The sequence below is a fragment of the Aeromonas sp. JL9 genome (assembly GCF_024436075.1).
Taxonomy (GTDB): Bacteria; Pseudomonadota; Gammaproteobacteria; order Enterobacterales; family Aeromonadaceae; genus Aeromonas; species Aeromonas veronii.
The window spans coordinates 319731-339209 of record NZ_JANFNV010000002.1 but is presented as its reverse complement, the minus strand read 5'-3'; the positions used below and the strand labels follow the sequence as shown (position 1 = coordinate 339209).

Annotated in this window: 14 protein-coding genes and 4 pseudogenes; 11 read left to right on the top strand and 7 right to left on the bottom strand. The window is 54.9% G+C overall.

The genetic code is table 11. The features are described 5' to 3' along the window. Window positions 1–178: 178 nt before the first annotated feature. A pseudogene (locus NOM06_RS03580) lies at window positions 179–651 on the top strand (IS3 family transposase); the annotation flags it as partial. Between the two features lie 268 nt (window positions 652–919). Here the strand turns inward: NOM06_RS03580 and NOM06_RS03575 are convergent. Next, window positions 920–3520 (bottom strand): chitinase, encoded by a 2601-nt coding sequence (locus tag NOM06_RS03575; protein WP_255909928.1) that lies wholly within the window; start codon window positions 3518–3520, stop codon window positions 920–922. A gap of 1110 nt (window positions 3521–4630) precedes the next feature. Between NOM06_RS03575 and NOM06_RS03570 the strand changes: the two are divergent. Further along, window positions 4631–5082 (top strand): annotated as a pseudogene (locus tag NOM06_RS03570) (IS5 family transposase); the annotation flags it as partial. A 61-nt stretch (window positions 5083–5143) separates the two neighbouring features. Further along, window positions 5144–5389: pseudogene (locus NOM06_RS03565) on the top strand (transposase); the annotation flags it as partial. A gap of 240 nt (window positions 5390–5629) precedes the next feature. On the opposite strand, the gene NOM06_RS03560 reads toward NOM06_RS03565, so the two are convergent. Then, window positions 5630–6673, bottom strand: coding sequence for an IS110 family transposase (locus tag NOM06_RS03560; protein WP_255909927.1), 1044 nt, complete (start codon window positions 6671–6673; stop codon window positions 5630–5632). A gap of 48 nt (window positions 6674–6721) precedes the next feature. Between NOM06_RS03560 and NOM06_RS03555 the strand changes: the two are divergent. Beyond that, window positions 6722–7627: pseudogene (locus NOM06_RS03555) on the top strand (IS3 family transposase); the annotation flags it as partial. Here the strand turns inward: NOM06_RS03555 and NOM06_RS03550 are convergent. Then, window positions 7624–8208: an IS110 family transposase gene (locus tag NOM06_RS03550; protein ID WP_255909926.1), complete on the bottom strand. Its 585-nt coding sequence runs from the start codon at window positions 8206–8208 to the stop codon at window positions 7624–7626. The pseudogene NOM06_RS03555 and the gene NOM06_RS03550 sit on opposite strands and share 4 nt — an antisense overlap. A gap of 463 nt (window positions 8209–8671) precedes the next feature. Between NOM06_RS03550 and yegQ the strand changes: the two genes are divergently transcribed. After that, window positions 8672–10033, top strand: a complete 1362-nt coding sequence (gene yegQ / locus NOM06_RS03545; protein ID WP_255909925.1) for a tRNA 5-hydroxyuridine modification protein YegQ — start codon at window positions 8672–8674, stop codon at window positions 10031–10033. Window position 10034: 1 nt separating this feature from the next. Beyond that, window positions 10035–10283 (top strand): YfhL family 4Fe-4S dicluster ferredoxin, encoded by a 249-nt coding sequence (locus tag NOM06_RS03540; protein WP_005334896.1) that lies wholly within the window; start codon window positions 10035–10037, stop codon window positions 10281–10283. 56 nt (window positions 10284–10339) lie between these two features. Here NOM06_RS03540 and NOM06_RS03535 read toward each other — a convergent pair whose 3' ends face one another. Then, complete coding sequence (locus tag NOM06_RS03535; protein WP_255909924.1) at window positions 10340–10729, bottom strand: DUF1090 domain-containing protein; 390 nt, start codon at window positions 10727–10729, stop codon at window positions 10340–10342. Between the two features lie 160 nt (window positions 10730–10889). On the opposite strand from NOM06_RS03535, the gene NOM06_RS03530 reads away from it, so the two are divergent. Both NOM06_RS03530 and NOM06_RS03525 read left to right on the top strand, forming a co-directional pair. After that, on the top strand, window positions 10890–11243 hold the full coding sequence (locus NOM06_RS03530; protein ID WP_005334901.1) for a DsrE/DsrF/TusD sulfur relay family protein: 354 nt from the start codon (window positions 10890–10892) through the stop codon (window positions 11241–11243). Between the two features lie 174 nt (window positions 11244–11417). Continuing rightward, window positions 11418–12500, top strand: coding sequence for a protoglobin domain-containing protein (locus tag NOM06_RS03525; RefSeq protein ID WP_184232959.1), 1083 nt, complete (start codon window positions 11418–11420; stop codon window positions 12498–12500). A 34-nt stretch (window positions 12501–12534) separates the two neighbouring features. Here the strand turns inward: NOM06_RS03525 and NOM06_RS03520 are convergent, their stop codons facing one another. Together NOM06_RS03520 and sohB are read right to left on the bottom strand one after the other, a co-directional pair. Further along, entirely contained in the window at window positions 12535–13758 is a 1224-nt protein-coding gene (locus tag NOM06_RS03520) for an MFS transporter (protein ID WP_255909923.1), read from the bottom strand. Window positions 13759–13938: 180 nt separating this feature from the next. Beyond that, window positions 13939–14946, bottom strand: coding sequence for a protease SohB (gene sohB / locus NOM06_RS03515; protein ID WP_255909922.1), 1008 nt, complete (start codon window positions 14944–14946; stop codon window positions 13939–13941). Between the two features lie 222 nt (window positions 14947–15168). Here sohB and NOM06_RS03510 point away from each other — a divergent pair, with 222 nt between their 5' ends. Together NOM06_RS03510 and NOM06_RS03505 are read left to right on the top strand one after the other, a co-directional pair. Continuing rightward, window positions 15169–15924: a YciK family oxidoreductase gene (locus NOM06_RS03510; protein ID WP_005334909.1), complete on the top strand. Its 756-nt coding sequence runs from the start codon at window positions 15169–15171 to the stop codon at window positions 15922–15924. Window positions 15925–16029: 105 nt separating this feature from the next. Continuing rightward, window positions 16030–16944 (top strand): LysR family transcriptional regulator, encoded by a 915-nt coding sequence (locus NOM06_RS03505; protein ID WP_201984547.1) that lies wholly within the window; start codon window positions 16030–16032, stop codon window positions 16942–16944. A 15-nt stretch (window positions 16945–16959) separates the two neighbouring features. On the opposite strand, the gene NOM06_RS03500 is transcribed toward NOM06_RS03505, so the two are convergent. After that, window positions 16960–18132, bottom strand: coding sequence for an MFS transporter (locus NOM06_RS03500; RefSeq protein ID WP_064335729.1), 1173 nt, complete (start codon window positions 18130–18132; stop codon window positions 16960–16962). Between the two features lie 182 nt (window positions 18133–18314). On the opposite strand from NOM06_RS03500, the gene NOM06_RS03495 reads away from it, so the two are divergent. Next, a complete protein-coding gene (locus tag NOM06_RS03495) occupies window positions 18315–19457 on the top strand; it encodes a MalY/PatB family protein (RefSeq protein WP_255909921.1) in 1143 nt (380 codons plus the stop codon). The last annotated feature ends 22 nt before the right edge of the window (window positions 19458–19479 follow it).

The window sequence follows — 19479 nt, the reverse complement described above, 5'->3', positions numbered from 1 at the left end:
AATCAATGCGTTAAGGATGATTCCGGTGAATGTGAACAGTGATTCCGGGATGTTGAACACTGTTTCCGGAAAGGAGGGGCGAAGTGTTCAGGTTGAACCGGAATGAGCGTTCACATTGGTCCGGAAATGGTGTTCACGTTGAATCGGAATTGGTGTTCATGATCGGCCGGAATATGCAACCTACATCTGCACTCAAGAAGGGGGCTGTACCTGGCGGTGGTGCTCGACCTGTTCTCTCGCCAGATCGTCGGTTGGGCGATGAAATCACGCATGACGGCAGACTTGGCGGTTGATGCGTTATTGATGGCCGTCTGGCGGCGCAAGCCCAAGCAGCCGGTACTGGTGCACTCGGATCAGGGCAGCCAGTTTACCGGCAGCGAATGGCAGGACTTTCTGAAGACCCACAACCTGAGTTGCAGCATGAGCCGACGGGGCAACTGTCACGACAATGCGGTCGCCGAGAGTTTCTTCCAGTTGCTCAAACGGGAGCGGATCAAGCGCAGGATTTATGCGACAAGAGACGAAGCCCGCAGCGACGTATTTGATTATATCGAGATGTTTTACAACCCAATCAGGCGCCATGGTTCCAATGATGGGCTGTCGCCGGTAGAGTTTGAAAGGCAGTTTATTTTTCAGCAACAGAGTGTCTAGAAAACCAGGGGCGATTCAAGTATCTTGGGGCGATCCTGGTTCGGGTGCTGATAAGTAGTGCAGTACTGCCACAGTTGGTGAATGTAAAACACCTTTTTAGTGCCAGTAATGCATGTGCTACCCTGAAGTAGGACGGTACAGTCGTCACTTGGGGAATAGGAGATGGGGGACATCAACTGTTCTACTAGTCAAAAAAGTTAGCATCGTGGATGTATCAATAATTAATAAAATGGAGGGAGCAAAGCTCCCTCAAACATCAAATTAAATGTTACTGAATGTTACCAACAACTCTCCACTGTTGCATCCACCAGTTAGGGTCTGCTGCGACGGTTGGTGCAAGTGATTGGTTTTGGCAAGTAGCGGCCCAGTCACCAAAACACTCATAAATGTTCCCATCTGAAAACAAAACACGAGTGCCTGCGACATAATTATTTACTCCCGCAGGGAAGATGTACTGATATCCATCACCAGCAATCTCATTATCAGTATTTTTTACTACAAGCCGAGTTGAATCAGAAGCTACATGTCCATTACTGTCGCTCAACACCACATTGACATTGTATATTACATCCTCATTAACCACAGGAGCCGTAAATGTCAGCGAACTACCCCCATCAATGAAGTCAATACAATCAGGAGAAATAGTCCAGCTGTAATTCCCCACATCATTTAAATTCGTCGTCGTACCGATAGTGATCGTATCATTTTCTTTAACTTCAAGATGATCACCAATAATTGATATCACGGGTTCAATTTCCGAAGCTGTAACATTAATGGCTACAATATCTTCTGATGTGTGTTCATCAGCTGTCACTTTCAACTTAAACTCATAATGGGCATCGATAGCATCAACGTTGAATGAGGCAATTGCGGCCGTGGGATTATTCAATGCAACCTGATGCCCGCTCACTTGAGTCCACTGATAATTTATCGACTCTACATTTGCAGGAATATGGCTCGAACTGCCATCAAGCGTAATAGTCCCAGGTCCTACAATAACTTGATCCAGTCCGGCATTCGCACTCACCTCATCAATGGTGGGTAAACCAGATTCAGCAAATGGACTAAAGATTCGACTAAACTCATAAGTATCCGCTTGCTCTGATGTTAGACCGCTATGTTCAGGTGAAACTTGACCACTCACACCGGGGCGATCACGAAGTAACGACCAGATCCCTATCATTCCAAGATTATGGGTCTTCGCATGCTCCAAAACCAACTCAGCATCAGACTTATAGAACACCTCTCCTTTAACATCGTTATAGCCAATCATTGGTGTGGTACCAAGCATGTTCCAAATCTCATCATCAGACTTGGTATTGAAAATGCTCTTTACTTGCTCGAACAGCGACTCGATAGCGGTGGTTGCACACTTACCATGAATCTTTTGCCCTTCAGTATTATCCGACTGACATTGTGGTCGACCATAGTCCATTGTCATAACGTTTATACCATCCAATCGAACACCATGTTTTTTGGCGTTTATCAAGACGGCCATCCCATCTGCGGTAAGACCTTCAGGGATAATAGGCAAAGTATACCAGAGTTTGATGTCGCGACCCTCTGAAATCCAGCGTTGTTGGAGAATAGCCAACGCCTGATTTCGACGTTCAATCGATTCTGAATCCGCAACAGCCATCCCTTCAATATCAAAATCAAGCACTTTTAAATTGAGATTTTTAACAATACCATCATACACTTCTACCAAATCATCGATGTTCTTACATGCAACCGCCATTGGCGAGTTATTCGCGCCCCCCACAGAAACCATTACATCACCGCCAGCATCCCGGAGTGCTTTCACCTTGGAGTATTGCTTATAGCCATTAACAGGATACGAAGTCCCCCAAGTCGGCAAACATGTGTTTTCGTCTTTTGCCACAATAAATGCCAAAACGAAATTGTTAACTCCTTTCTCATTTTTGAGTTTGACCATGTCTGGCACGTCATTCATCACAAAATCGATATAAGGAGCATAAAACTGCTTTGGCCACTCAGTTTTTGGTGAGCCAACCAATTCTTTAGTGTTACCCCAATCGATGTACACCTTCCATGGAGTTTGTCCATCAGGAAGAACGCCTTGCACTGAAACTTTATTGAAGTAATAGTCACTGTTATATTTAACTAACGTATCAGGTTGATAGATGCTTTCCAAATTTATTTCGGATACTTGTGCCAGCTCTTCTTGGGTGAAATTGTGCCACTCCCCTTTTGGATACCACGGTTTTGAGTTTTGTTGCGTTGGATTTTGATTCTCTACATCAACAGGGTCAACATTAGCTTCAACATAAAATAACGCCATGTAACGATTGCCATCGGTCCCGACAACCTCATCACCTTTATGATAGACCCTGTTATTTTCCCATGTCATCAACGGGGTATATTTAGACCATGGATTACCGGATCCAGGTGAAAAAGATTTTGGCCTTACATCTTGTGTTGCTTTATAAGTCACTCCGCCAAGAGAAACGATATCACCAGTTGTGTATGACGACTCATAACTGAATTCTTCATACTTACTATCATCTGGATTTTCATCAGTGGTTATAATGCAATCTGATGGGTTGCCTATGGATGTGATTTCATCGGTAGTTGCCACACGAGAAAAACGCCAGCCGTTATTCGCAGGTTCTGTCGCTGCCATGAGCGGGCACTGGTCTGGGCCGACCCACCATTCATTTTTATATACACTACCGCCAAATATTACTTCACCTGCTCCCTTTTCAGCAAAAACTTGTCCATTCCATGCTTCCAAACCAGCTTTAGCTTGTACTGAAGTGAACAGCACAGAAATAATACACAGCGCTAAGTGGTTGCATTTTATTTTATACATAACAAAGCCTACCTTTGACTTGACATAAAAGGCCATGAAAACATATTAAATGAAAAAACAAAAATGAAAAATTCAGAAAAAACCTGAACAACCCGCCAAGCCAACCAATCCCGGTAGCGGTAAATCATGAATATTTACGCCCCCTACTCAAGCACCCGGGTAATTACGGTTATACTTTTTCTTCAGATGTAAAAGATATAGAACTTGCCATTATCACTTAATGCATAGTAACTTATAACCAGAGCATGGCACTCAATGATTAAATTTTAATGCATATAGACTAATGCGTGCTCTAATGTGTGCTTCAAATAAGCATGTTTTTTTCAGTTTCAATCTATCTTATGGCTGGTTAACGTATGGGAGGGGGCTTGCCACGTTATTTGAGAGTCGCGCAATGGTTGCTTGAGCAACGAGTACCTATTAGCTCACGAGAGGTTGCGAAGGTTTTTAATGTCTCATCTTGGGCCATAAGTAATGACTTCACCAAGATCTGTCGTCAACCGGACATCTTTGAGTGTAGGGAGACTAAAGAGGTAACAAAGACGGGGGGCGGGCATATTTTGCATGTGCTTTTTATACATCCTTACACTGTAGATAAACGAGGAATTGCTGAGTTAGACGATGGGAATAAAAGCAGATTTGATGTTCAAAAAACATGGAGAACATTAACATCTCAACCTTGGGGAAAAATGAAATCTCTCATCCACTGATAGTTTGGTTAGGAAAATTGCATCGTTTGAATTTTCTTGGAGGGCTGTCTGAATAATATACCCTGGCTGTTCAACAGCCAATCTTCTTTGGATATTGACGACTTTCTGTCACCTAAATAACTGATCCCAATAGTGAATCGTCCCCAGGTCCCTAAATAACTGATCCTAATAGTGCTACGGAAGGTGCGAACAAGTGGAGCGCACCTTCATCACGAGCTCTTTGTCCACATTTGAAATGCCCATCACTCCAAAAACCTGACTTTTTGCCACAAGTATTCGGCTATTAAGCGCCATTTAGCCTCATTTTCGAGGCTTATCTCGATTTTTGGGCACAGCTATCCCATGCTCGGCGTTGTTTCCCAAATCAATGCAGCTTGAATGGAACTAACTGAGGGCGCGGTGATCTGATCACCACTACCCCCTTCAAGTCTGCATCATGGGCACGTCGCTTCACCCCATCACCAACTGGCCTCAATACAACAAGTCTTCGATTAACCGTGGTTCACTCACCTTCTGGGTTGATACCGAGGCCATGAACAACTGGTTCCACACGACCATCATGGGCGGCGGGATCGCAGCCAGCTTTACACTGACCAGACCATCTGTACCTTCCTGATGCTCAAGGGGATTTTCAACCTCACTCTGCGGGCCACTCAGGGACTACTCGACTCCCTGTTCGAGTTGATGAACTTACCGCTTTGTGCCCCCGATTACAGCTGCGTCAGCAAGCGAGCACGCACAGTGACGGTCGCTTATCGACAGCCCCCAAAGAGACGCATTACCGACTTGGTTATCGACTCAACCGGGCTGAAGGTGTTTGGTGAAGGCGAGTGGAAGGTCAGAAAACACGGCGCAGAGAAACGGCGAATCTGGCGCAAGTTGCATCTGAATCGCCCCTACTTTCCTAGACACCTCAAGAGCCTCAAACTGAGGTCAATCAGGAGGTGTTATGAGCAAGCAGCAACGTTACACGGAAGAATTCAAACTGGCCGCCGTCAAGCAGGTGACTGAGCGCCATTACCCAGTGGCAGAGGTCGCGGAACGACTTGGTATTTCCAGCCACAGTCTTTATGTCTGGCTCAAACGCTACAGCCAACCCGAAGCGCAGCAACAGGATAACTCCAGCCAGCAAGCCGAAATTCGGCGCCTCAAGGCTGAACTGCGCCGCGTCACCGATGAGCGAGATATCTTAAAAAATGTATGGTCTGCTCCTTATCTGCAAGCTTGAACTGATTTCCAGAAGTCGTTTGCGTCAATGTATCCGGCCTCTCTGTGAGCCGTTTTCCGGCTCTGGCCTTGATGGGATCCGCACGTCGTCGTCCTAATAAAGCTACCAGTCATGAGAGACTGCTTTTTTAGCCAGGCTGCAACGTCGTGGGGTAAACGCTTCTGTCATCTGTTTTTGGCTCGCAAAACCGAGTATGAGTTCTATCAGTTAAACGGCTGAACTTGTGTTGGGATACGGTTGGTAATCCCTGCCGGATGTCAGCACTTTCCAGCAAATTCGCATTATCTTATTGGCCAAGGCGATAAGGACCACATGGTGGTGATGGCCGACCTCTAGCCTCGCGACCCATTCGCCTAACGATGATTTGTCACGCTTCATGTGAATTTTCAGCGCTTTGGCGCCCTGAATAACTATTTGCCTCAAATAGCTATTGCCACGCTTACTGATCCCGCCGAGCGAAGATTTGCCGCCCGTTGAATATTGCCTGGGGACCAGCCCCAACCAGGCTGACAGGTCGCGGGCTTTCTTGAATTGTGAGCCATTGCCAATTGCGGCAACCAACGCGGTTGAGACAATCGGTCCAATACCGGGGACGGTACTGATTTTTTGGCACAAACCTGATGCGCTTGAGGCTTGTCCGAGCATGAGGCTCATCTCATCAATCTGAATATCCAGCTGTTGCCACCGTTCTCTCAGGCGTAATACCAGGGCGCGGATAAAGTCAGGCAAGCCATTCTCGGCATCTTCAAGGATCGTCGGCAGAGAGCGCTCGAAGACTTTTCTGCCGACTGGCACGGTGAGCCCATATTCCAGCAGCAACGCTCGCATCTGATTGACAGTGGCGGTTCGTTCGACGATGAAACGCTGACGGACGCGATGAGTCGCCTGCAATGCCAACTGTTCATGAGATTTCAACGGGACACAGCGCATAGTGCCTCTGCTACCAGCCTCGGCAATGGCGGTGGCATCGTTGAAGTCATTCTTGTTCGATTTGAGGTAGGGCTTAACAAATTGAGCGGGAATAATCTTGGGCTCGAACCCCGCCTGTTGGAACAGGCGTCCCCAGTATTGCGAACCAGGACATGCCTCGAAGGCAACCCGACAGGGTGGAGTCGTACTGATGAACTGTTTCAGTTGTGAACGAGTGAGCTTTTGCTTGGTCAATACATGCCCCATGCGATCCATCGCCACCAGGTGAAACCAATTTTTGCCTAAATCGATCCCGTAAATGTAAATCTGCGCTTGCGTCATGATGAGCCTCCTTGATGCTGGCTCCAGCATAGCGGGGTGGATGGATTAGGCCGCCGCGTACTTTGCCAAGCTGTCAGGGTAAGGTACGCCTTCATCCGGGAGCACGCGTCCACACATCCCATCCGCCGACTGTGTCGGATGATGAATGTCCACCCGAGCGGTTATTACGCTTGGCAGCACCAACCTTTATCTGCCCTAGCTCTGGAAGACCAACGCCTCCTGGGCCAGATCAAGCAATGTTGGCTAGAAAGCGGGGGCATCTATGGTTATCGCAAGATCCGGGATGACCTGCGAGAGATGGGCGAGACCTGTGGGAAACACCGGGTGGCGCGATTAATGCGTCATGAAGGTTTACGTTCACAAACCGGTTATCGCCGCCGTCCCGGTCATTATGGTGGCCGGCCAACGGTGGTTGCACCGAACCATCTTGAACGCCAGTTTGATGTGACTGAGCCAAATAAGGTCTGGGTAACAGACATCACTTATATCCGAACCCATGAAGGCTGGCTCTATCTGGCCGCGGTATTGGATTTGTTTTCACGACAAGTCATTGGTTGGTCAATGGGGCCACGGATCGACCGAGAGCTGGCTATCAGCGCGTTACTGATGGCGGTGTGGCGACGGCGACCGGAGCAGGAAGTGCTGGTTCATTCCGACCAAGGGAGCCAGTTTAGCAGCTATGACTGGCAGGATTTTTTGCGGGATCATCGGCTTAAGGCCAGCATGAGCAGACGTGGCAATTGTCATGATAACGCGTTGGCGGAGAGTTTCTTCCAGCTCCTAAAACGCGAGCGGATCCGACGTAAAACCTATGCGGATCGCGAGGAAGCCCGTCAGGATGTGTTCGATTACATTGAAATGTTTTACAACCCCAAGCGCCGGCACAGTTTCAACAATGGGCTATCGCCAGTAGAGTGTGAAAAGCAATATTTCGAGCGGCTCGAAAGTGTCTAGAGAAGCCGGGGCGATTCATCTTCTCGTAACAGGCTCAGTAGCCGGCGAAGCGTGAAGGTTATCGTATTGTCTCCGTCTTCAAGCACCTCTGGCAGTTGTTGTTGCAGGCGTTGTAACCCGGCTGGAATAATGACCCCGTACTCGGCAAGTAATGCCCGTAGTTGGTTAGCCAGAGCGGTTCGCTGCTCAACTATGAGCTGGCAAGCACTACGTAACGCCTTGATATCTTGTTGCTCTGTAGTTTTAACTGATACGAAGTGGATCCCTGGTCGGCAAGCGGTTTCACAAATAGCTAATGCATCGTTGGCATCATTCTTCTGGTGTCTTGCAAAGGCTTTGACATGCTGTGTAGGAATGAGTTTTACGTCATAGCCCATCGATATCAGTGTTCGTCCCCAGAAGTGAGATGTTGAGCAAGCTTCCATAGCAATCAGTGTTTGCGGTGGAAACTGGCGCATCGTGTGGAGCAGTTTCTGGCGAGATATTTTACGATTCCAGGCAACAGAACCATCAGCCATCCATACACACACCTGAAAAATAGACTTGGCAATATCGATACCAACTACTTTGATCGTGCTCATGTGGTGCTCTCCCAAGTTGAACGCAGTCAGCCTAAGTATGAAACTGACCGCGCTGGGTGGGGGCGTCCATCACATCACTACATTGTGATTTTGCAGCATGTGCTGCATGAAGCCCATAGTGTCGTCTATTGATTTCGAATCCACGAGTTAACCCTTTCCAAATAGCTCATCCGCTGTCAGTCACGATGAGCTGATGAATCAGGATGACCCTCTATAGATAGCTGCTGATATGTCCCCATATTGTTTTGCGATCTTCCTCTCTGCTAGCGGTTGTGCACCTTAAATCAACTCAGCAAAGCGGTGTGCGTGGCTGGCAGCTTGGTTTGGTGGTAAAATCTTGACGTGTTGGGAGCCCCCAACTACACACGACTATACACACAAAGAAAAGTGCGTTAAGTTATTGTTTATTAGACTCTATTAGGTAGGGTCGTCCTGATTTGCAATCAGATATAAAGAGTCCGCCATGTTTAAACCAGAATTGCTCTCCCCCGCAGGTTCCCTCAAGAACATGCGTTACGCCTACGCCTATGGCGCCGATGCCGTCTATGCCGGTCAGCCCCGCTACAGCCTGCGGGTGCGCAACAACGAATTCGATCACGAAAACCTGCAGCTGGGCATCAACGAAGCCCATGCGCTGGGCAAGCAGTTCTATGTGGTGGCCAACATCCAGCCCCACAACTCCAAGCTCAAGACCTTTATCCGCGACATGCGCCCTGTGGTGGAGATGAAGCCGGATGCGCTGATCATGTCTGACCCAGGTCTCATCATGATGATGCGTGAAGCCTTCCCGGATATGCCCATTCACCTCTCGGTGCAGGCCAACGCGGTCAACTGGGCCACTGTGAAATTCTGGCATCAGATGGGCCTGACCCGCGCCATTCTCTCCCGCGAGCTGTCGCTGGACGAGATCGAGGAGATCCGCATGCAGGTGCCGGAGATGGAGCTGGAAGTGTTCGTTCACGGCGCGCTGTGCATGGCCTACTCCGGCCGCTGCCTGCTCTCCGGCTATATCAACAAGCGAGACCCCAACCAGGGCACCTGCACCAACTCCTGCCGCTGGGAGTACAAGGTGCACGAGGGTAAAGAAGATGACGTGGGCCAGATCGTCCACCGTCAGGAGCCCATCGCCATCCGCCCGGACAACACCCTGGGCCTTGGCAAGCCGACCGATGCCCTGGTGCTGCTGGAAGAGTCCAACCGCCCGGGCGAGTACATGAGCGCGTTCGAAGACGAACACGGCACCTACATCATGAACTCCAAGGACTTGCGCGCCGTCGAGCACGTCGAGCGACTGACCAAGATGGGCGTTCATTCCCTGAAAATCGAAGGGCGCACCAAATCCTTCTACTACTGCGCCCGTACCGCTCAGGTTTACCGCAAGGCCATCGACGATGCGGTAGCGGGCCGGCCGTTTGACCGCAGCCTGATGGGCACCCTCGAAAATCTGGCCCACCGCGGCTATACCGAGGGCTTCCTGCGCCGTCACAACCACAGCGAATACCAGAACTACGACTACGGCTACTCCGTCTCCGACACCCAGCAGTTTGTCGGCGAGATCACCGGTCGCAAAGGTGACATGATCGAGGTCGAGGTGAAGAACAAGTTCCTGGTGGGCAACAACCTGGAGCTGATGACCCCGCAGGGCAACGTCCGTTTCAATCTGGAGCAGATGGAGAACCGCAAAGGGGAGCTTATCGACACCGCGCCGGGCAACGGTCACGTGGTCTATGTGCCGGTCCCGAAAGATCTGGATGTGAACTACGGCATCCTGCTGCGCAATCTGGGCGACAGCCAGGATACCCGCAACCCGCACACGGCGGCCTGAAATGGCGCTGCTCATCACCGACAAGTGCATCAACTGTGACATGTGCGATCCCGAGTGCCCCAACCAGGCTATCAGTCTGGGTGAGGAGATCTACGAGATCGACCCCAGTCGCTGCACCGAGTGCGTCGGTCACTATGAGAAGCCGACCTGCATCAGTGTCTGCCCTATCGACTGCATCATCTGGGATCCCGCTCATGTGGAGACCGAAGATCAGCTGATGGAGAAATTTGTGCGGATGCACAGGCAATAAAACGAAAAAAGGCCGAGCAATCGGCCTTTTTTGATCCTGCGTGCAGCAGCTGGCCATCACTTGCCGACCAGCCGGATCAGTTTGTCCAGCTCCCGCTGGGCCTCCAGCATCCGGGTCTGGGACTCCTCCAGCCTGGCCTGCCGCTTGGCAATCTTCTCAGGTTTGCCACTGACTCTCGCCTCCTGCAGTTCAAGCAGACGCTCATCCACCTCGCCACGCAGCTTGTTAACCCGCTCTTTCTGCTCCTTGAGCAGACCTTCATCAGTACAGTTGGCCTTGATATTGCGCGCTGCCTGTTCGAGCCCGGCAATCTGCCCGGCGTTGTTGTGTGCTTTGGCAAACACCAGCTGGTCATTGACGGCCTGCAGACGGGCCTTGCAACCGACAGCCTCACTGCCAAAGGCCTGACCGCCAATAGCAGCAAGCCGGCTCCCAATACTTTCCACATCTCGATTCATCCGGTCTTGTTTGCGAGCTGACCATAAAAACCTCGATCGACAGCAGGGTCAAGCAAGTGGGAAAAAGGTGCGACAGAAGTTGTGCGACATCACGCAATTGGCACCCTGTTGGTTCTACAATGGCGCTCTTTCCAATCGGGAGTCTGTTATGAATCAACAAATTGTGGTCATTGCCAACGGTGCCCCCTATGGCAGCGAATCCCTGTTCAACGCCCTGCGTCTCGCTATCGCCCTCAACGAACAGGGGGGTGCCAGCCTGAAGCTGTTCCTGATGTCCGATGCGGTGAGCGCGGCGCTGGCCGGTCAGGCACCGGCCGAGGGGTACAACCTGCGCCAGATGCTGGAGATCCTGCTGGCACAAGGCGTCACCATTCGCCTGTGCAAGACCTGCACCGATGCTCGTGGCATCACAGCCCTGCCACTGATCGAGGGGATTGAGGTCGGCACCCTGCCGATGCTGGCCCAGTGGACCCTGGCTGCCGACAAGGTGCTGACCTTCTAATCTCCCCCTCCGGATCTCTTGCCCCTTTAGCCATCATCTGACCCTCCATGGCCCCCGCCACGCGGGGGCATTGCGTGCGCACCCGCCCAGCTGACTACACTATCAATTGAGACTCTTTCTTGCTTGTCCCACCTCACGGACAGCACAACGCCCAGCCATAGAGCGAGGACGACGATGAATCCGACCGAACAGACTCTGCTTGAGCAGATGAGGATCACCGAATTCGAGATTGCTCATCGCAAGGAGTTATTGCTGCTCAATGAACAGGATGTGGCGCGGCTGGCAAGTTACTGCAGCAAGATAGAGCCACGGATCGATGCCCTGGTGGATCGCTTCTACCAGCAGCAGACAGCCATCACCGAAATCGCCCTGCTGATCGGCGATGCCGACACCCTCATCCGGCTGCGCACCGCGCAACGGCGTTATGTGCTCGATCTCTTCAGCGGCCATTACGATCTGGAGTACGTCAACAACCGGCTGCGGATCGGGCTGGTTCACAAGCGGATCGGGGTCGAGCCGAAGCTCTATCTGGCCGCCATCAACACCCTCAAAGCTCTGCTTATCGAGGATATGTTCGAGCAACTCCACGATGAACCGGAGCGCCTCGCCATGCTGGCGGCACTGGACAAACTCTTTTTGTTCGACATCACTCTGGTCTTCGAAACCTATATTCGCAGTCTGGTGTCGGAAATAGAGTCCTCCAGAGAGAAGTCGGAGAACTATGCCAAGAGTCTGGAGCAGAAAGTGCGCGAGCGGACCAGGCAGCTGGAGGAGCTGAACCGCACCGATGCCCTGACCGGATTGCTCAACGTTCGTCACCTCAACGAGCTGTTGCTGCTGAGCCTGCGCACCTGTCAGCGCCGTGCCGAACCCATGGCCATCGCCTATCTCGATATCGACAACTTCAAGCAAATCAACGATACCGAAGGTCACCAGCGCGGAGACGAGATCCTGCGCATCGTCGGCCACTGCATCCGTCAGGTCTTTCGCGCCGAAGACAGCTGCTTTCGTTATGGCGGAGATGAGTTCTGCCTGATCCTGCCCAACTGCAACGAGAGTCAGGCGCGGGATATCTATCTCAAACGATTGGTCAACACCGTCAAAGAGCAGCTGGGCGATCTTACCCTCAGCATCGGCATAGTGCAGACCGGGCCGGAGCACTACGACGATGGGCTAAACCTGATCCGGCTCGCCGACGAGAGGATGTACGCTGCCAAGAAGGCGCTTAAAGAGAAGACGCCGGGTAGCACGCACTGAACATTCAGCATCAAAGATCCCCGCATTAACCGGGTCAGCTCCGCTCAACCACAGACGTGACCACAGCGGGACGCTGTACTCTGGCCCCCCACTCATAGAGCGCAAAAATCGCCACACAAAGCAGCGCCATCAGCACATAGAGCAACTGACCACTCCACTGCTCGAGGATCCAGCCTCCCAGCAGGGCGCCAGCAGCCCCTCCCAACCCGGCCAGTGCGCTGGCACCAAAGTAACTCCCCTTGAGGTGAGCGGGGGCCATCTGGTCGATCAGCACGTTAAGCAGGGGGAAGAGGATGGTCTCGCCGATGCTGAGCAGCAGCACGGCGCCAAACCAGTGGCTGCGCACCATCGGGTCCCCCAGCGCGAAGAGCAGCTGGGCCGCCAGAAAGAGCGCCATGCCGATATGAAGCCGTACCCGCACCGGCCAGCGTGACAACAAGCGCAGCAGCGGAAACTGCAGCAGCACCACGGTCAGGGCATTGGTCGCCACCAGCAGGGCAACCAGCTCGGCCACCTGCGGCATACCGGCCCGGGTCAGGTATTGCACCAGCGGCGAGTGAAACTGGGAGTAGACCAGCACCATCAGGAGATTGGCCATCACCAGCAGCAGGAAGGCGCGATCCGCCAGCAACACCTTGATGGCATCCCGTAAGCCGGGCCCGGCAGTCCCCAGCTTGCCTGTGCTGCCAGCCCGGCGAAAGCCCCAGCCAAAGGCCAGCGCCAGCAGCAAATAGCTCACCACCAGAAACAGGAAGGTCTCCTGCTGGGCGTTGATCCCGAGGGTCACCCCGAGCAGCGGCCCCAACGCCGCCCCCAGGTTGAGCAGAAAATAGCGCAGATGCAGAGCCAGCTCCCGCGCCTTGGCCGAGGCCAGACTGTCAGCCATCAACGCCTTGCCGGGGGCATCGATGAGTCCCGACGAGAGGCCGCTGCCCATCACCCCGACCCCGAGCCAGAACACCGCATGGGAGAAACCGAGCAGGCCGAAACAGATCATCGCCACCAGACAACCAGCCAGCAGTATGCTGCGCCGCCCGAAGCGATCAGAGAGCCAGCCGCCGTAAAAACTGACCAGGGTAGAGAGGGCCATTGAGCCCCCCAGCAACAGGCCGATGAAGGTGGCCGAAAGGTCATACTCCCGATAGAGCAGAATGGAGAGGAAGGGCCACACCATGTAGTAGCTGGTACGCACCATGAAGGTGCCCAGAATGACGATCCAGACCAGCGGGGTAAATTGCCTGAAGGTGCTCCATGACATCGCTATGCTCCATGCCCCGCAGCTCTTACCACAAGATCCTGTCATAAACGGGGAAAGCATTCAGTTGTAACAGAGGGCCTCAATAGAAACAACCCTCGCCCACCAGCAAGGTGCAACCGGATGCAAAAAGGCCAGCCGATGGGCATCGACTGGCCTTTTTATCACGGGATTTCCCTCTGGCTAGCGCCAGGGGCTCTGCTGCCACAGCCGCCCAAGTCCTGCCTCGAGCGCCTGCGCGCCCTGCTGCCCCAGCTTCTGGGTCAGGCTTTTTGGCTTGCGATAGCGGATGCCGATCACCTTGTGGTGGCTGGCCTGCGCCAACAGGTAATCATCACTGGTGCAGAGGGTATCCACCAACCCCAGCCCCTTGGCCTGACTCGCCAGCCAGTGCTCGCCGGTCGTGACCTGATCGATATCGAGTTGCGGACGGTGTTCGGCCACAAAGGCCTTGAAGCGCTCGTGGATCGCCGCCAGCTCCTCGCGAAACTTCTCGCGCCCCAGATCGTCGTTCTCGCCGAACATGGTGATGGTGCGCTTGTACTGACCGGCGGTGTGCATCTCGAATTCGATATCGTGCTTTTTCAACAACTTGTTGAAGTTCGGCATCTGGGCGATCACCCCGATGGAGCCGACGATGGCAAAGGGGGCAGCCAGGATCTTGTCCGCCACACAGGCCATCATGTAGCCACCGCTCGCCGCCACCTTGTCGATAGCCACGGTGAGCTTGATGTCACGATCGCGCAGTCGCTGCAACTGGGAAGCGGCCAAGCCATAGCCATGCACCACGCCGCCACCGGATTCGAGTCGCAGCAGCACTTCGTCGCCGGGCTGGGCGACGCCAATCACCGCGCTCACCTCCTCGCGCAGGGAGGCCACCTCTTTGGCATCCATGCTGCCGTTGAAATCGAGCACGAACAGGCGACTACGCTCATCCCCCGCCTTGGCGCGTTTTTTCTGCTCCTCTTTCTGCTGCTTTTCCATCACCTTGCGCTCGGCCTTGCTGGCGAGCGCGCTCTTGAGCGCAAATTGCCCCTGCTCCAGCTCGCTCGAGAGATCGGTCACCACCAGCTCACCCTTGCGCGCTTTCGGCTGGCGAGTGCTGACGATTATCAGGATGATGGCGCCGATGGCCAGCAGGAAGGTCACTGTCTTGGCCAGAAACAGGCCATATTCGGTCAGAAATGTCACGATGGACTCCAAAATTGATCGGTTTTCGTCACATTCTAGGGAGTTTGATGGAGGCGCGCAAAAAATCGCAGCCAGTGCCCGGAAAAACCAACCCGAGCATCACAACCTCTCTATTTTCTTCACATTTTTCTTGCCGCTGGCTGGTCAAACAGGCGCGCGGATCAGTACACTTGGCGCCGATTGCCATGCACTTATGGCCGGAATTTGTTAACAGGAGTTGTCATGCTCGATTATCAGGCACCCCGCGATCTGCTCAAGGATAAAGTCATTCTGGTCACAGGTGCCGGCGACGGGATCGGCCGCGAAGCCGCCCTCACCTACGCCGCTCACGGTGCCACCGTGATCCTGCTCGGCCGCACCAGCGCCAAACTCGAAGCCGTGTATGACCAGATTGAAGCGGCCGGTTATCCGCTGCCCGCCATCGTGCCGGTGGATCTGAAAGGGGCCACCGCCGCCCACTACCGCGGCATGGCCGAAACCTTCGCCCAGCAGTTTGGCCGCCTCGACGGCGTGCTGTTCAACGCCGGTCTGCTTGGCACCCTCTCTCCGTTTGAACACATTCAGGAGAAGGAGTGGGACGAGGTGATGCAGGTCAACGTCAAATCGGAATTCCTGCTGACCCAGGCGCTGCTGCCGCTGCTGCGCCAGACCGCCAAGGCGCAGGGCGATGCCTCCATCGTCTACACCTCCTCCAGCGTGGGACGCAAGGGGCGCGCCTACTGGGGCACCTATGCCATCTCCAAATTTGCCATCGAGGGGATGATGGAAGTGCTGGCCGACGAGCTTGAGAACACCGGTGTGCGGGTCAATACCCTCAATCCGGGCGGTACCCGTACCAAGATGCGCGCCAGCGCCTTCCCGGCAGAAGATCCCATGAACCTCAAGACTCCGGCCGACCTGATGCCGCTCTACCTCTACCTGATGGGGTCGGACAGCCGCGGCAAAACCGGCCAGACCTTTGTGGCTCAGCCCAAATAAATCAATAAAATACCCAGAGTGTTGTGCGGCAGGGGTTAAATTGAATAGGGGGCACAGGCTCCCTGTTCGAACCACTGACCATCCTATCTCCAATCAGGTTGAACTATGTTTCGTCCCAAGAGCACGTTTGAGCAATGGCGGATCTTTCAGGCGGTGGTCGACTGCGGCGGCTACGCCCAGGCGGCCGAGGCGCTTAACAAGAGCCAGTCCTCCCTCAATCATGCGGTTGCGAAGTTGCAGCAGAGTCTGGGGGTGCCCTTGCTGGAGGTGCGCGGCCGCAAGGCGGTGCTGACCCCGGCGGGCGAGATCTTCCTCAAGCGGGCTCGTCAGTTGAGCCAGCAGGTGGAGGAGCTGGAGAATCTGGCCAACAACCTCGAGCGGCAGTGGGAACCGCAGATCAACCTCTATGTCTCGGCGCTGCAGCCAAGGGATCGCCTCTATCGGGCGCTAGCCAGCTTCTACCCCCGCAGCCGGGGTTGCCGGGTCAACCTGCACGAACGCATTCACTGCCACTTCAACGCCCTGCAACCGGGGGATCTGATGCTCTCCGAGCACCTGCCCGGCGATCGCACCGGTTTGCTGCTGGACGAGGTGTGCCTGCTGCCCCTCTGCGCCGCCAGCCATCCGCTGGCACAGGAGGAGGGGCCCATCCGCAGCGACGTGCTGACCAGTCACAACCAGATCAGCCTTCATCCCCCCATTCACCGCTCGGTGGACTGGAACGATGCGGATGACACCGGCTGGAAGGCGACCCACTACCACGAAGTGCTCGCCATGCTGCGCCTCGGCCTCGGCTATGCCTGGCTGCCGCGTCATCTGGTGGAGCGGGAGTTGGCGGAAGGTTCACTCATACAGCTGGATCTGGAGAGCGGCAACGAGCGCCATCTCTATACCTACCTGCTGACCCTCTCCCCCGAATCCCTCGGCCCCGCGACCGAGCTGCTGCTGCGCTGCCTGCGCAACGAATATCAGGGCGAATCAGCGCCGCTCCCGCACGCCCACTCCCAGCACGATAAATAACAGCCAGATCCCCCGTCAGACGTTGGGCACCCGCCAGCTGGCGGCCAGTGCCACCAGTGCCAATCCCAGCGCCACCATAAAGACCCCGTGGAAACTCCACACCTCCGCCACCACACCGGCGATGGCCCCTGCCATGATGGAGCCGGTGCGGATACTGTTGGCAAACAGGGTGGTCGCTACCCCGGCTCTCCCCGGCATCAGATCCTGAAAGTAAGACATGCCGATCCCCGCCACGATACCGATGAAGATGGCGTTGAACAGCTGCAAGGCGATCAGGGCGTATTGGTCGGTGAGGGTCACCAGACCTGTGTAAAAGGCCGCGCCAGCCAGCACCGCCAGCAACATCATGGGGCGCTTGCCAAAACGGGCCGTGTAGTAACCCGCCAGCAGCATGAAGGGGATCTCCAGCGCCGCTGCCGTGCCCATCAGGATACCGGCAAGCTTCTCATCCATCCCGAGCTCCCGGGTGATGTAGAGCGGCATATTGATGAGGTACATGCTGTTGCAGGTCCACATCAGGGTTGAGGCGATAAAGAGCGCCCGCACCGCCGGATCCCGCCAGCTGCTGACCCGCTCGCTCTCTTCAGCCAGCTTGGGCAGCGGCAGCGAGGGCAGCCAGCGCCACACCACCAGGGCACAGAGCAGGTAGGCCAGTGCCGAAGCCAGGTACATCAGCTCGAAACCGTAGCCGATGGCCAGCGCGAAGGCGATGGGCGGGCCTATGACCCAGGCCAGCGAAAATTGGGCTCGCATCACCGAGCTGAACATGTCCGCCCGCCGGTTGCGGCTGTCGGAGTACTCCCGCGCCAGCGCAAACAGTTGGGGACTGGCAGTGGCCGCCAGCGCCGCCAGCATCACCCCCAGACTCGCCAACAGCCAGTAGTTGCGGTTCCAAGCAAACAGCAAGGAGAGCGCCACCCCGGCAAAGCAGCAGCGCAGGATCAGTCGCTTGCGATCCCCCTTGTTGTCGGAGCGATGGCCCAGCCACTGGCTGACCAGAATGCCCACCACCGCATTGATGGTATAGAAGAGCCCGACCAGAAAGGGGCGCACCTGTACCTCTTCGGCCAGAAACAGACTTAAGGTAGGCACCTGCAGTGCCACCGCGACGCCGGTCATAAAGGTCACGGCAAGAAATGAAAGAGAGACGGGGTCCGGGCGTTTGACCGCCGCTATCGACAAGCTCATAGGGTTACCACTGATTGGAGGGACGATACGGGCTAACGGGCGGCAGCCGTATGAAAATTCGGCGCCTATCTTATGTCACTATCAAGAGCGGGCTCAAGGATGGCATAAGCAGGTGTGCGCCTTGCGAGGGAGGCCGCGACCCCGTAGAGTGAAAGCCCATCCTGCCAGCACAAGGAGTTCGCATGTTTGATTTTGATCAGGAAGTAGACCGCAGTGGCACCATGAGCCTGAAATGGGACAAGTACAAGGGTCAGGATGTGCTGCCCATGTGGGTTGCCGATACCGACTTTGTCTCCCCCCCGTCCGTGATTGAGGCGTTGACCAAACGAGTTGCCCACGGCATTTTCGGCTATTCACGCCCCTCGCCGCGCCTGATCGAACTCATTATCGAACGGATGGCGACCCGCTATGGCTGGGCAATCGAGCCCGAATGGCTGGTGTTCCTGCCCGGCGTGGTGCCGGGGCTCAACCTCGCCTGCAAGGCGTGGAGCCAGCATGGCCGCGGCATCATCACCCCCAAGCCGGTCTACTACCCCTTCCTGCAGGCGCCGGGCTTCAATGATCGTCCCCTGCTCACCGTGCCGATGGTTGAAGAAGCCGGTCGCTGGGTGCTGGATCTGGCAGAGCTTGAGCGTCAGGCCCCCGCCGCAGATCTGCTGCTGCTCTGCAACCCCCACAACCCGGGCGGCACCATCTTCACCCGTGACGAGCTGCTGGCCATCGATGCCATCGCCGCGCGCCACAATCTGGTGATCTGCTCCGATGAAATCCACTGCGATCTGCTGCTGGATAAAAACGCCCGCCACATTCCCTACGGCGCCATCAGTGCGCAAGCGGCCGAGCGCTGCGCGGTGATGATGGCCCCGAGCAAGACTTTCAATATCGCCGGTCTCTGCTGCTCCTTCGCCATTATCCCCAACGCCCGTCTGCGCTTCAGGCTGCAGCAGGCGATGCGCGGCATCAGCGCCGACGTCAACCTGCTGGGCTTTGTCGCCGCCGAAGCGGCCTATGAGGGTGGCGAACAGTGGCTGACCGAGCAGCTCGACTATCTGGCGGCCAATCTGGCCCTGATCCAGCAGGCGGTTGCCCGCTGGCCCGGCGTCAAACTGGCCAACCATCAGGCGACGTATCTGGCCTGGATCGATGTGAGCGCCCTTGGCCTTGCCGATCCCATCGCCTTCTTCGAGCAGGCCGGCGTTGGTCTCTCCCCCGGCGCCCAGTTTGGCGACGGTCAGTTCGTGCGGCTCAACTTCGGCTGCACCAGGGCACGGCTGACCGACGCGCTGGCGCGGATGGAGCGGGCAATCCTCAATAACAAGCCCTGATCAGCCAGCAACGGGATGGGCA